14 protein-coding genes are annotated in these 13,903 nt (G+C 52.2%); 10 read left to right on the forward strand and 4 right to left on the reverse strand.

Annotated features, from left to right (window positions below; translation table 11 throughout):
• Positions 1-28 precede the first annotated feature (28 nt).
• Positions 29-448, forward strand: coding sequence for a hypothetical protein (locus F1E05_RS01715; protein WP_150046263.1), 420 nt, complete (start codon positions 29-31; stop codon positions 446-448).
• A gap of 51 nt (positions 449-499) precedes the next feature.
• Here F1E05_RS01715 and F1E05_RS01720 read toward each other — a convergent pair whose 3' ends face one another.
• Entirely contained in the window at positions 500-688 is a 189-nt protein-coding gene (locus F1E05_RS01720) for a DUF2970 domain-containing protein (RefSeq protein ID WP_150046264.1), read from the reverse strand.
• Positions 689-824: 136 nt separating this feature from the next.
• Here F1E05_RS01720 and metH point away from each other — a divergent pair, with 136 nt between their 5' ends.
• From metH to F1E05_RS01735, 3 genes are read left to right on the forward strand one after another with little or no spacing between them, the layout of a single operon-like run.
• Positions 825-4,433: a methionine synthase gene (gene metH / locus F1E05_RS01725; protein ID WP_408631323.1), complete on the forward strand. Its 3,609-nt coding sequence runs from the start codon at positions 825-827 to the stop codon at positions 4,431-4,433.
• A 14-nt stretch (positions 4,434-4,447) separates the two neighbouring features.
• Complete coding sequence (locus tag F1E05_RS01730; protein ID WP_197737403.1) at positions 4,448-4,948, forward strand: TIGR00645 family protein; 501 nt, start codon at positions 4,448-4,450, stop codon at positions 4,946-4,948.
• On the forward strand, positions 4,948-5,184 hold the full coding sequence (locus F1E05_RS01735) for a glutaredoxin family protein (RefSeq protein ID WP_190303222.1): 237 nt from the start codon (positions 4,948-4,950) through the stop codon (positions 5,182-5,184). The genes F1E05_RS01730 and F1E05_RS01735 overlap by 1 nt, the downstream gene beginning before the upstream one ends.
• A 52-nt stretch (positions 5,185-5,236) precedes the next feature.
• On the opposite strand, the gene sodB is transcribed toward F1E05_RS01735, so the two are convergent.
• Positions 5,237-5,818 (reverse strand): superoxide dismutase [Fe], encoded by a 582-nt coding sequence (gene sodB / locus F1E05_RS01740; RefSeq protein ID WP_150046267.1) that lies wholly within the window; start codon positions 5,816-5,818, stop codon positions 5,237-5,239.
• A gap of 237 nt (positions 5,819-6,055) precedes the next feature.
• Here sodB and F1E05_RS01745 point away from each other — a divergent pair, with 237 nt between their 5' ends.
• The 4 genes from F1E05_RS01745 to F1E05_RS01760 all read left to right on the forward strand — a co-directional run bounded on the left by F1E05_RS01745 (position 6,056) and on the right by F1E05_RS01760 (position 10,357).
• Positions 6,056-6,496, forward strand: coding sequence for a VOC family protein (locus tag F1E05_RS01745; RefSeq protein ID WP_150046268.1), 441 nt, complete (start codon positions 6,056-6,058; stop codon positions 6,494-6,496).
• A gap of 6 nt (positions 6,497-6,502) precedes the next feature.
• Positions 6,503-7,633, forward strand: coding sequence for a radical SAM family heme chaperone HemW (gene hemW, locus F1E05_RS01750; RefSeq protein WP_150046269.1), 1,131 nt, complete (start codon positions 6,503-6,505; stop codon positions 7,631-7,633).
• Positions 7,634-7,678: 45 nt separating this feature from the next.
• Positions 7,679-8,320 carry an orotate phosphoribosyltransferase gene (gene pyrE / locus F1E05_RS01755; protein ID WP_150046270.1) on the forward strand — a complete coding sequence of 214 codons (642 nt, stop codon included), beginning with the start codon at positions 7,679-7,681 and terminating at the stop codon, positions 8,318-8,320.
• A gap of 102 nt (positions 8,321-8,422) precedes the next feature.
• Entirely contained in the window at positions 8,423-10,357 is a 1,935-nt protein-coding gene (locus F1E05_RS01760; RefSeq protein WP_150046271.1) for a dynamin family protein, read from the forward strand.
• A 50-nt stretch (positions 10,358-10,407) separates the two neighbouring features.
• Here the strand turns inward: F1E05_RS01760 and speD are convergent, their stop codons facing one another.
• Complete coding sequence (gene speD / locus F1E05_RS01765; protein ID WP_150046272.1) at positions 10,408-11,187, reverse strand: adenosylmethionine decarboxylase; 780 nt, start codon at positions 11,185-11,187, stop codon at positions 10,408-10,410.
• 4 nt (positions 11,188-11,191) lie between these two features.
• Positions 11,192-11,611, reverse strand: a complete 420-nt coding sequence (locus tag F1E05_RS01770) for an OsmC family protein (protein WP_150046273.1) — start codon at positions 11,609-11,611, stop codon at positions 11,192-11,194.
• Positions 11,612-11,754: 143 nt separating this feature from the next.
• On the opposite strand from F1E05_RS01770, the gene crp reads away from it, so the two are divergent.
• Both crp and F1E05_RS01780 read left to right on the forward strand, forming a co-directional pair.
• Entirely contained in the window at positions 11,755-12,402 is a 648-nt protein-coding gene (gene crp / locus F1E05_RS01775) for a cAMP-activated global transcriptional regulator CRP (protein WP_150046274.1), read from the forward strand.
• Between the two features lie 271 nt (positions 12,403-12,673).
• On the forward strand, positions 12,674-13,843 hold the full coding sequence (locus tag F1E05_RS01780; RefSeq protein ID WP_150046275.1) for an MFS transporter: 1,170 nt from the start codon (positions 12,674-12,676) through the stop codon (positions 13,841-13,843).
• Positions 13,844-13,903 lie beyond the last annotated feature (60 nt).

Consider the following 13,903-nt stretch of genomic DNA (forward strand, 5'->3'; position numbering starts at 1 on the left):
GAATAACAATAGCTAAAGGGGAGCAATCATGATAGGTGGTATAGTGATGGTGTTGGCTGCGATTTGGGTCTACCAGACCATGATGAGGGCCAAAAAGAGCAGCGTAATGATGTGGGTGGGCATTTGTTCCGTAGTGTTCTTTGGGGTCGAATTCGTAGCGCAAATTTTCTGCATCGAAATTATCGACGCCTTAGGCGGTAGAGACATCGGCGAAAGTTATGATCGCGAGTTGACTAGTGTCGGCGATAGACGGACGCAGGAAAATGCCGGCGGTTTCTTGGTCAACAGCTTGTGCGAGTTGTTCCCATCGGCGGCCGGCGTGTTGGCGGTAGCGGCAATTCGGACCTTGGTGATTTTGAAAGAAGCGCCTACGCTCGCTAACTTGTTCAGCGGTATGAAAGAGCTGTTTATCAGCATCAAAGACAGCTTCAAAGTATCCGGCAACTAATGCTGCAGGCGAGCAAGCCCGACTGCGGTCTGGCTTGCTCGCTAGGGTTCGTCAACCCAGAACCAGCGATACGACAAATACGATGGCGCCGATCAACAATACAGTCGCTATCGCTCCGACGACGATATAAGCCGGCAGAGAGCCGTCCTTAAAATCGATCTCCCGATTTTTATTGCTCTGTACCCCGATTCCCGCGGCAATGACGCTTTTAACAACATGCAGTAGATCCGGTTTAGACATTTTTCCTCCTCGTTTTACATTTTAAATTCCGTCGACACCTTAAAAGGTTGCGCTTTTTCAACGCCTTTTGCTAATGACCAATTCAACGATATTACATCAGCAGCTCTCGCAGAGAATTTTGTTCTTGGACGGTGCCATGGGCACCATGATACAGAGCTACAAGCTAGGGGAAAAGGATTACCGCGGCGAGCGTTTTGCGCAGTGGCCGGTGGATTTAAAAGGCAACAACGATTTGTTGTCGCTTACCCGGCCGGAGATTATTCGAGCCATTCATGGCGCGTATCTGCAAGCCGGCGCCGATATATTGGAAACCAATACCTTCAACTCGACTCGGGTTGCGATGGCCGACTATCGCATGGAAGAGTTGGCTTACGAGATTAACCTTGCTTCGGCAAAACTGGCCAAGCAAGTCGCAGAAGAGTTTAGCGCCAAGACTCCGGAAAAACCGCGTTTCGTCGCTGGCGTGTTAGGGCCTACCAATCGCACCTCGTCGATGTCGCCGGACGTTAACGATCCCGGGTTCAGAAACATCAGCTTCGATGAATTAGTAGATGCTTACAGCGAAGCCACGCGCGGTCTGATAGCCGGCGGCGCCGACATTATTTTGATCGAAACTGTGTTCGATACCTTGAACGCCAAGGCGGCGATTTTTGCCGTGGAGTCGGTATTTGAGCAAATCGGTTACCAATTGCCGGTGATGATCTCCGGCACCATTACCGACGCCTCCGGCCGCACCTTGTCCGGCCAGACCGCTGCCGCATTCTGGACTTCGCTGAAACACGTCAAACCGATTTCGATCGGTTTCAACTGTGCGCTCGGTGCCCGGGAATTGCGTCAGTACATCGAAGAATTGTCCAATATTGCCGACACCTACGTCTCGGCCCACCCCAATGCGGGTTTACCCAACGAATTCGGCGAATACGACGAAACCCCGGAAATGATGGCCGCCGAGCTGGCCGACTGGGCTGCCAGCGGTTATCTGAACATCATCGGCGGCTGCTGCGGCACCTCGCCGGACACGATCCGCGCCATCGTCGCCGCGTTGAGCAAATATCCGCCGCGACAAATTCCCAAGCTGGAAAAACGCTGCCACCTGGCAGGTCTGGAAGCGATGAGCATCGGCCCGGAAACCTTGTTCGTCAACGTCGGCGAACGCACCAACGTCACCGGTTCGGCGGTGTTCAAGAAAATGATCGTCGAAGAGCGCTACGAGGACGCGCTGGAAGTGGCGCGCCAGCAGGTCGAAAACGGCGCCCAGATCATCGACATCAACATGGACGAAGGCATGCTCGATTCCAAAGCGGCGATGGTGCGCTTTCTGAATCTGCTGGCGGCCGAGCCGGACATTGCCAAAGTGCCGGTGATGCTGGATTCGTCGAAATGGGAGATTCTGGAAGCCGGCCTGAAATGCGTCCAGGGCAAGGGCATCGTCAACTCGATCTCGATCAAGGAAGGCGAAGCCAAATTCATCGAACAAGCCAAGCTGGTGCGGCGCTACGGCGCGGCTGTGATTGTGATGGCCTTCGACGAAGTCGGCCAAGCCGACACCATGGCGCGCAAGATCGAAATTTGCAGTCGCGCCTACAAGATTCTGACCGAGCAGGTCGGCTTTCCGCCGGAAGACATCATCTTCGACCCGAACATTTTCGCGGTCGCCACCGGCATCGAGGAGCACAACAATTACGGCGTCGACTTCATCGAAGCCACCCGCATCATCAAGCAAAACCTGCCGCACGCCTTGATTTCCGGCGGCGTATCCAACGTGTCGTTCTCGTTCCGCGGCAACAATCCGGTGCGCGAAGCGATCCACGCGGTATTTTTGTACCACGCGGTGCAGGCCGGCATGGATATGGGCATCGTCAACGCCGGCCAGTTGGCGATCTATGAAGACATTCCGCGCGAATTGCGCGATGCGGTCGAGGACGTGATTTTGAACCGCAACCCGGACGGCACCGAAAGATTGTTGGAAATCGCCGAGAAATATCGGGGCAGCGGCCAGGCGGCCAAGCAGGAAACCCTGGAATGGCGCGAATGGCCGGTTAACAAACGCCTGGAACATGCTTTGGTCAAAGGTATCGCCGACTTTATCGAGGAAGATACCGAAGCCGCCCGCCTGGAGGCCGAGAAACCCTTGCACGTGATCGAAGGCCCGTTGATGGACGGTATGAACGTGGTCGGCGACTTGTTCGGCGAAGGCAAGATGTTTCTGCCGCAAGTGGTGAAATCGGCGCGGGTCATGAAGAAAGCCGTGGCCTATCTGATGCCGTTCATGGATGCGGAAGTCGACGGCAGCGAACGGCAAACCAACGGCAAGGTGCTGATGGCCACCGTCAAGGGCGACGTGCACGACATCGGCAAAAACATCGTCACCGTGGTGTTGCAATGCAATAACTACGAGGTGATCGACATGGGTGTGATGGTGCCGGCGGAAAATATATTGAAAACCGCCCGCGAGGAAAAGGTCGACGTGATCGGCCTCAGCGGTTTGATCACGCCGTCGCTGGACGAAATGGTACACGTCGCCAAGGAAATGCAGCGCCAAGGTTTTACCATGCCGTTGATGATAGGCGGCGCCACCACCTCGCGCGCCCACACCGCGGTCAAGATCGAACCCAACTATGAACAGCCGACCGTTTATGTCACCGACGCTTCACGCGCGGTCGGTGTGGTCGGCTCGCTGTTGAGCCAGGATTTAAAGGCCGAATTCGTCGCTAAAACCCGCGAGGAGTACGCACAGGTACGCGAGCGGCACCAAGGCCGGCAAGCAAAAAATCCGCAGCATGCATTGCCGTCCGCACGCAGCAATAAATTCGATTATGCCAGTCATCAACCGGTTAAACCCTGCTTTTTAGGCACTAAGCTGATAGACGACATTTCTCTGGCAAGTTTGGTCGAATACATCGATTGGACGCCGTTTTTCCTGACCTGGGAATTATCGGGGCGTTACCCGGCAATTCTGCAAGACGTCACGGTAGGGGTCGAGGCGACGAAGTTGTTCGAGGACGCACAAGCCATGCTGCACGCCATCATCGAAGAGCGCTGGTTGGCCGCGAAGGCGGTAATCGGCTTTTTTCCGGTCAATAGCGACGGCGACGACATCGTGCTTTATGCCGACGACAGCCGCACGCAACAGCGTATGTTGTTGCACCATTTGCGCCAACAAAACGTAAAGGCGCCGGGTAAACCGAATTATTGCCTAGCCGATTTTGTTGCTCCGGTTGAAAGCGGAATTGCGGATTATATCGGCGGTTTTGCGGTGACCTCCGGGATAGGCATCGAAAGCAAGCTGCAGGAATTTGCCGAGGACCACGACGATTACAGTGCCATCATGCTGAAAGCGTTGGCAGACCGCTTGGCGGAAGCCTTGGCGGAATACATGCATCGCAAGGTGCGTACCGAATATTGGGGTTACGCCGCGGACGAAAGCTACGATAACGAGGCATTGATTGCCGAGGAATATCGCGGCATTCGGCCGGCACCCGGCTACCCGGCTTGTCCTGACCATACCGAGAAGGCAAAACTGTTCGAATTGTTGGATGCGACTGCTTTGACCGGAATTAGCTTGACGGAAAGTTATGCGATGTATCCGGCGTCGGCGGTCAGCGGCTGGTATTTTGCCCATCCGGACTCCCGATATTTCAACGTCGGCAAAATCGAGGCGGACCAACTGGAAGATTATGCGCGCCGAAAGGGGATGCCGCTTGAGGTTGCCGCTCGTTGGTTGGCGGCACATTTACAGCATTGAGCGATGAAAAGCGTATGCAAACCCGCATAGAACATTTTTTGGAACGCGTGATGTACGCCAGCCGCTGGATCATGGCGCCGGTATTTTTAGGGATGAGCGTGGTGCTGGTGGTGTTGGCGATCAAGTTCTTTCAGGAGTTGTACCACTTCGTGCCGCATATTCTGGAAATAGACGACGGCCAAATTATCCTGCGTTTGCTGACCTTCATCGATTTGGCCTTGGTGGGCAGTTTGACCTTGATCGTCATGTTTAGCGGCTACGAAAACTTCGTTTCGCGCTTGGACATAGGCGCAAATGCGGAAAAACTGGATTGGCTGGGCACGCACGACTACGGTTCGTTGAAATTGAAGGTCGCCACGTCGATAGTGGCTATTTCGTCTATCCGTTTGCTCCGGGTGTTTATGGAAGTCGAACACACCGAAAACGACAAGATGCTGTGGTTTGTCATCATTCATTTAACCTTGGTGGTTTCCGCTTTCATCATGGGCTATTTGGATAGATTGTCCAAACATTGATGATAGAGTTTTTGTTGTTCGGCACCGCGGGTTGCCATTTGTGCGAGGAAGCGGAAGCCGTGTTGGCCGAGCTGGGTTTGGCTTACGCGTGCCGGGAGATTATGGATGACGAGGCGGCGCAGCAGCTCTACGCGCTTCGGATACCGGTGTTATTGCATATCGAAAGCGCCTCGCAATTGGATTGGCCGTTCGATGCGGGACGGGTAACGGCGTTCGTGCGCCGGCACAAGGCATAAAAAAGCCGGTCCGACCATCGGACCGGCTTTAAAGGCCTAAGCGCTTATACGATTAAGCGTCGTAGTTGGCGTTGGCGAATTCCCAGTTTACCAAGGCCCAGAAGGCTTCCATGTATTTCGGACGGGCGTTGCGGTAATCGATGTAGTAAGCGTGTTCCCAAACGTCGCAAGTCAAAATCGGGGTGAGGCCGGAAGTTAACGGGCAACCGGCATTGCTGGTGCTAACCAATTCCAGCGAGCCGTTGGCATTCTTCACCAACCAAGCCCAGCCGGAGCCGAATGTGGTGACCGCGCATTTGGTGAACTCTTCTTTAAATTTTTCGAAAGAGCCGAAGGTACGCTCGATGGCGTTAGCCAATCCACCGGTCGGTTCGCCGCCGCCGTTGGGCGACAAGCAGTTCCAGTAGAAGGTGTGGTTCCACACTTGCGCGGCGTTGTTGAACATGCCGCCTGACGATTTTTTCACGATGTCTTCCAAAGACATGCCTTCGAATTCAGTGCCGGGAACCAAGTTGTTCAGGTTGGTTACGTAGGTTTGGTGGTGTTTTCCGTAGTGGTACTCGATGGTTTCGGGGGAAATGTGCGGAGCCAAGGCGTCGTTTGCGTACGGTAATGCAGGTAATTCGAAAGTCATCTTAATTCTCCAGAGTAAGTGAACAGCAGCCATAGCCCGAGAGAGGGAGCTCACAGGCTAATAACCCAGTATTATAATAAACAATTATGGCAAATCACTATTTTTAGAATGGTAGTTTTCAGCTGGGCGAGGCTGGGCTTACGCTAAAATCCCGGCGCTGTCGGCCTAGCAAGCGCGGTGCTCACGGCGTGGCCGGCTGCGGAATGTTTTTCGGAATGTAGAGTTTGGAGGGTAGTGATGCGGTATTTACATACTATGGTAAGGGTGAGCGACTTGAGCGAGTCGCTGGATTTTTACTGTAATAAATTGGGCATGCGCGAGATTCGGCGTATGGAAAGCGAGGCGGGCCGCTTTACCTTGGTGTATTTGGCCGCGCCTGCAGACGGCGGCACTGCCGAAGCCGTCCAGGCGCCGCTATTGGAACTGACCTATAATTGGGACCCGGAAGTTTATAGCGGGGGGCGTAACTTCGGGCATTTGGCGTTCGAAGTCGATGACATTTATAAGATATGCCAAGCTTTGCTGGATCAAGGAGTCATCATAAACCGCCCGCCGCGTGACGGCTGGATGGCATTTATTCGCTCGCCGGACGCGATTTCCATTGAGTTGCTGCAAAAGGGCGCGGCGTTGCCGCCGCAAGAACCTTGGTGTTCGATGCCGAACACCGGTAGTTGGTAAGCCGATTTGCCGCCGCTCAGTCTGTATATTCATTTTCCGTGGTGTTTACAAAAATGCCCTTACTGCGATTTCAACTCGCATGCGCTCAAACAAGACTTGCCGGAAGAGCGATACATAGCGGCACTGCTGGATGATTTACGCGTCGAAATAGCGGCTTTGCCGCAGCCGCGGCGCATCGAAAGCATTTTCATGGGCGGCGGTACGCCGAGTTTGTTTTCCGCCGCGGCGCTGGAGCGCTTGCTGAAAGGCGTGAAAGCCTTGGTTGAATTGGCTGACGATTGCGAAATTACCCTGGAGGCCAATCCCGGAACCTTCGAGAGTGCCAAGTTCAGCGCTTACCGGGAATTGGGCATTAACCGCTTGTCGATAGGCATTCAAAGTTTCGACGACGCGCAACTAGCACGGCTGGGACGGGTGCACAATGCGGAGGAAGCTTTCGGTGCAGCACAAATTGCGCGCGACGCGGGGTTCGATAATCTGAATTTGGATTTGATGTTCGGTCTGCCGGAGCAAACCGAGCACAGCGCAATCGCTGACGTGGCAGCGGCGTTGTCGCTAAAACCTACCCATATTTCTTATTACCAGTTAACGCTGGAGCCGAATACTTATTTTCACCGTTATCCGCCGCAATTGCCCGACGACGAAACTATTTTTACGCACCAGCAGCGTTGCCAAGATCTGTTGGCAAAACAGGGTTATAAGCAATACGAAATTTCCGCTTATGCCTTGCCTGACTTTCAATGCCGGCACAATCGAAATTATTGGCAGTTCGGCGATTATCTGGGCATAGGCGCCGGAGCGCACGGTAAACTCAGTTTGGCGATGCCGGGGCACATTCTGCGCACAACAAAGCCTAAGAATCCCGAGCAATACTGGTTGAACCCCGCGGGCGGCAGTCGAGCGGTGATAGCGCAGGATCAGTTATCCTTGGAGTTCGTGATGAACGCCTTGCGCTTGAAATCCGGATTTAGCTTGGCCGATTTTCAGGCTGCGACCGGCTTAGCGGTGGATGTATTGCAACCCGCATTGGCTCAGTGTCTTGAGGCAGGGTTATTGGCGCGGCATGGAGAGCGCGTGGCATGTTCCGCAGTCGGTTGGAATTTTCTGGATAGCGTGTTGCAGAAATTCCTTCCTTGAAACATGGGTATAATCCCTCGTCGCTTTATTTCAGATCCTTAACTTATGCTTGACTACCAACAACAATTTATCAGTTACGCCTTGCAATGCGGCGTATTGAAATTCGGAGAATTCCAGCTCAAATCCGGGCGAACCAGTCCTTACTTCTTCAATACCGGCTTGTTTAACACCGGCGCTCAGCTGGATCGTTTAGGCCGGTTTTACGCGCAAACTTTGCTGAGTGCGAATGTGGCGGCGGATGTATTGTACGGGCCGGCATACAAAGGCATACCCTTAGTCAGTACGACGGCAATTGCCTACGCCCGTTTGCATCAAGACATTCCCTTTGCCTTCAATCGCAAAGAAGCCAAGGATCACGGCGAAGGCGGCGTGTTGGTCGGCGCGCCGTTACGCGGCAAGGTTTGGATATTGGATGACGTGATTACCGCCGGCACATCGGTGCGCGAGTCGGTCGAGGTGATAGAGGCCGCAGGGGCAAGCGTGGCCGGAGTGGTAATTGCACTGGACAGGCAGGAAAAAGGCCAAAATGAATTTTCCGCGGTCCAAGAAGTTACCCGGCAATTCGGTATTCCGGTTTTGGCCATCATCGGCTTTCAACACATTATCGAGTATATGGAGCAAGAAAGCGGATACGCGGAGCGCTTGCCGGTGATACGCGCATACAGACAACAATACGGTGTGAACTAGCGCGCACGGCGCGACGCTTACGGGCTAGAGTAATTGGTCTACAATTACGCCTTATCTATAACCGCTTGAACTTTGTGAGTACAGTCAGCACATAGGCTTGCCATGAGAAATTTGGATTTTAAAGAACAACTGCACGAATATTCGAATTGGCGCGAACAGCTGATACAGGCGATTGAAATGTATCGGGAGTGGCGGGAGCGTTATAACTTCAGCGACCCGCAAAGCACGGAAGCGATTTTGAGCATTTTGCACGGTTTGCATAACGATAGAGTGACATTAGCGTTCGTCGCCGAATTTTCGCGCGGAAAAACCGAATTGATTAATGCACTGTTTTTTGCCGAAACCGGTGTGCGTTTGTTGCCGTCATCGCCGGGGCGAACCACGATGTGTCCTACCGAATTGTTTTGGGACGAAAGCGGAGGCAGTTACATTCGGCTGTTAAACATAGAGAGCCGCTTGGAAGAAATCACGTTAATGGATTATAAGCGCAACCCCGAGCGCTGGACGCAAGTGGATTTGAATATCGATTCGCCTACCCAAATGCAAGAGGCTTTCAGAGAATTAGTAGCCACCAAACGGGTAACCAAGGAAGTGGCCGATAAACTGGGGTTGTGGAACGAGCGCGAAGCGGCCGAACAGGGTATCGTTAATCCGGAGTCTGTAGAAATTCCGTGTTGGCGGCATGCGCTGATTAGTTTTCCGCATCCTTTGTTGAAAGAGGGCTTGTGTATCCTGGATACGCCGGGCTTGAATGCGTTAGGTACCGAACCGGAGCTGACGCTGAGCATGCTTCCTAGCGCTCAGGCGATTATCTTCGTGCTGGCGGCCGATACCGGGGTTACCAAAAGCGACCTGGAAATGTGGAAAAGCCATGTTTGCGGTTCCCGTGGGCTGCGGCGTCAAGGGTTGGCCGTCGTAATGAACAAGATTGACTCGATGTGGGACGACTTGGCGGGCGATCAAGGCTATCAACTAGCGATAGAAAAGCAAGTGGAAACCTGCGCGACTATTCTGAACATCGAGAAGCAGGTGATCTTTTCGGTATCGGCTAAACAAGCGTTGTTGGCAAAGGTAAAAGGCGACAACGCGTTGTTCGAAAGGAGCCGTTTGCAAAATTTGGAACAGTATTTGTCCGTGGATATTTTGAGCCAGCGCCGCGAGATTCTGCGAGGGGCCATCGAAAAAGATATCGGCTTTTTGGTCAGTGAATCCATTAAACTGATGAATACCAAGCTGGTAAATGCCTCCAAGCAATGGGAGGAATTCAAACAAATGGATTTTGAAAATCAAGAATTGACCGGTAAGTTGATGGCCGAAACGCGGGATAGGCAAAATGCTTATATGGCCAATATCGAAAATTTTCAAGCCAGTCGCAAGGTGTTTGCCGTGCAGGCCAAAATGTTGATCGATTCTTTCTCTAAGGAAAGAGTGGATGAAATCATCGCACGTACCAAAGAAGACATGCGCAAAAGCTTGACTACCTACGGCATGAAGCAAAACATGCGTAAGCTGTTCGACGAATTACGCGATTTGTTGCAGGATTCGGTGGATATTACCGAGGAAACCCGCCGCTTGATCAAGGCTATCCACAAGAAATTCCAAGAGGAATACGGTTTTAAGGAAATCGAGCCGCAGCTGTTTTCCATCAAACAATATCAATTTGAACTGGAACAAATTTTCGACGAAGGTGAAGCGTTTCGAAGCAGTGCCCGCACCACGATGACTGAACAAAATCTGGTGATCAATAAGTTGTATGGGACGTTGATCGCCAAAGCTCGGACGATTTTGCAACAAGCGCATAAAGATGCGGCGGCTTGGAGCAACAGCGTGCTAACGCCGCTGATGCATCAGATTAAGGATCACAAAAAACAAATCGAAAGTCGGTTGGTGATGTTAAGAAAAATCAACGAATCCAAAGGTGCCGTCAGCGAAAGTATCGCGCAATTGGAAGCGGAATTAATGCCGTTGAAACAGCAACGCCAAGAATTGCTCGCCATCGTGAAAGCGATGCAAATCAATGTTACCGATTCTAACTAAGCTGAGCTAAGCACGACCGGGCTCTCTGTGAACAGACGGCCCGGTCGGTATTACGAAAAATTGCGGCCGTAAAAAATTTCGGCCATTTCGTCCTGCAGCTGTTCCTGAATTTCCTCTTTTTCTTCTTCCGTAAAATTACTTTCTTTTTCGAACAAGTAATTCTCCAGTTCGGTTTCCTTGAGCATCATCTTGGTGTGGAAGATGTTCTCTTGATAGACATTGACGTCTATCATTTGGTATAGCTCTTTGGTGCTTTCGGCGATGTAGTTCTGGATCGAGTTGATTTTGTGGTCGATATAATGTTTTTGCCCGGAAATGTCGCGGGTGAATCCACGCACCCGGTAATCCATGATTACGATGTCGGACTCGAAGCTGTGAATCAAATAATTCAAGGCCTTAAGCGGGGAAATCTGCCCGCAAGTGGACACATCAATGTCGGCGCGGAACGTGCAAATATCGGTATCCGGATGGCTTTCCGGATAGGTGTGCACCGTGATGTGACTTTTGTCTAGGTGCGCCAAAATCGTATCAGGCAAAGGTCCGGGCGATTCCGAGTTCATGCCGGCCGGAATCACCGCGCCTTCGGAAATCAGCATAGTCACGCTGGCGCCTTGCGGGTCGTAGTCTTGATGAGCGATGTTCAGTATCTGCGCGCCGATGATGTTGGCGACGTCTTTCAGTATCTGAGTTAGACGTTTCGCGTTATACGCCTCGTCGATATATTCGATGTAGGCTTTTTCTTGTTCCTTGGGCGCGTAACAAACGTCGTAGATGTTGAAACTCAGGGATTTCGTTAGGTTATTGAAACCGTGTAATTGTAATTTGCTCAACCGATTAACCCTCGATTATTTCGAAATCATGGCTAATTTCCACGCCGGCATGACTTAGCATAATCGACGCCGAACAATACTTTTCCGCGGAAAGTTTGACTGCACGTTCCACGGCCGATACGGAAAGATTTTTGCCGATTACCTTAAAGTGCAAATGAATTTTGCTGAATACGGCAGGCGTTGCGTCGACTCGTTCTGCCGACAATTCGGTGGTGCAGCCGGTAATTTCATGACGGCCTTTCTGCAAAATATCCACGACATCGAATGACGAACAACCGCCTACCCCTAGTAATAGCATTTCCATTGGCCGAACTCCGATATTTCGTCCGCCGTGTTCAGGCGGGCCGTCCATTATGACCGCATGACCGCTGCCGGACTCGCCGACGAACGCCCTGCCGTCAATCCATTTAACCGTTGCTTGCATGTCAATTCCTTAAAACCAAAATATGAGCAAATTTTACAATGATAACAGTTGAGCCAACGTTTTTTTTTGCACAAAAGTACAGTTTTTTGATAGGGTAACCCAATCGTTTGGAAAAAATTATTACAACAATGAATCCGCTACCGATGAGAAAAAACCATAAGATTTCCCAAGCTGCGTTGGATGCGTTTTTGCACGTTTGCCACATTCGCAGTTATCCGGCGAAGTTGACCATTGTGCGGCCGGGGGACGTTGGGGACAAACTGCTGTTCGTCGTGGACGGCTCCGTAAGTGTTAGCGTCGAGGACGACGACGGGCACGAACTGATTTTGGCGTATTTGAACAAACATGATTTCGTCGGCGAGATCGGGGTGTTTAAGAATGCCGAAATTCGTAGCGCGTACGTCAAAACCCGGACTAAATCTCAAATGGCCGAAATCGGTTACGACCGTTTTAAAATGCTGTTGAATAACGAGTTGCGGGAGCACGCTGTAGAAATTTTGACGGTTCTCGGCGAACAGTTGTCGACACGGTTATTGATTACCAGCCGTAAGTTCAGAGACTTGGCATTCATGGACGTGGAGGGCCGCATTGCTCGTACTTTACTGGATCTGGCCAAAGAACCCGATGCGATTACTCATCCGGACGGCATGCAGTTGCATATTACCCGGCAGGAAATCGGCCGTATCGTAGGCTGTTCCAGAGAAATGGCGGGTAGGGTTTTGAAAGAGTTGGAAGACAAAGGCTTGATTACTGCGCACGGTAAAACCATTGTTGTTTTCGGGACTCGCTAAACTGTTCGGGAGTCGCTTTCTAGTATCCCGGTTGCCCGCTTTCCCAGGCGTATTTTCAGGTTAACAGCGCTCCGATGCTCTCTGTCTTACCTCTGGGAAGCGCCCGGATTTCGCTTTCCTGATACCAGACGGGCTGTTTCGTTGACGGAAATCGCCGGTTTTCATTTTTGCGCGAATCGGTTTAATCGGATTGGCGTTACCGCATAAATCAAGCGCCAAGAGTCGGATATATCGCCTCGCCGGTCAGAGCTATCTTTAAGACACTATCCAAATGAATAAACCGCAAATTCCGGGGACGGTTTGGGCTTTAGGTTTTGTAAGTTTGCTGATGGATGTTTCGTCGGAAATGATTCACAGCCTGCTGCCCATCTTTATGCTCGGTAGTTTAGGCGCCGGCGCTACGTTGATAGGGCTGGTGGAGGGAGTTGCCGAGGCTACGGCGTTGATCGTCAAAATATTTTCCGGTGCACTCAGCGATTATTTGGGCAAGCGCAAGCTGTTGGCAATCGTCGGATACGGTTTGGGAGCCGCCAGTAAACCTTTGTTTGCACTGGCGCTCAGTAGCCAAACGGTGTTTGTCGCACGGGTGGTCGATCGCCTTGGCAAGGGCATTCGAGGGGCGCCGCGTGATGCTTTAATTGCTGACGTTTCCCCAATCGAAATTCGGGGGGCTGCATTCGGGTTAAGGCAGGCTTTGGATACCATTGGTGCGTTTCTGGGGCCGCTGTTGGCAGTCGGTTTGATGCTGGTATGGGAAAACGATATTCGTGCGGTGTTTTGGGTTGCCGTTGTACCCGGTGTGTTGTCGGTGTTGTTGTTGTCCGTCGGCGTGAAAGAGCCTGCGATTACGCGAGGCGGGTGCAGGACTAACCCCATTGGCCGGGAGTATTTGGCTAGGTTGAGCGGCGCTTATTGGCGAGTGGTCGCCGTCGGCGTGATTTTCAGTCTTGCCCGGTTCAGCGAGGCGTTTTTAGTCCTGCGCGCACTGCAATGCGGGGTGTCGCCAGCCTATTCGCCGCTAATTATGGTTGCCATGAATCTCGTTTATGCGGCGAGCGCTTATCCTTTCGGCAAGCTTTCCGATAGGCGTAGCGCAACGTATTTGCTCGTCGGCGGCCTTTGGGTATTGATAAGCGCCGATCTGATCTTGGCAATTGCCGATAGCTGGCAAGCTCTAGTCGTCGGCATTGGCTTATGGGGTGTGCATATGGCTATGACCCAGGGATTGTTGGCCAAATTGGTCGCCGATACTGCGCCCGACTATTTACGCGGCACAGCCTACGGTATGTTTAATTTATGCGGCGGGGTTGCGATGTTGCTTGCCAGTGTTCTGGCGGGTGTACTGTGGGATACATTAGGCGCCGGTGCAACGTTCCTGGCGGGGGCGATGTTTTGCGGTTTGGCATTGCTGCTGATCCGGGTAAGTCGCGTGAGCGCTTGACCGGTTGGACCCGGAAGCTGCGGTCTCGCCTCCAAATAGCAAATCGGTTAGAATTCGCGA

Origin of the sequence: Methylomonas rhizoryzae, from assembly GCF_008632455.1 — a bacterium.
Lineage (GTDB): Bacteria > Pseudomonadota > Gammaproteobacteria > Methylococcales > Methylomonadaceae > Methylomonas > Methylomonas rhizoryzae.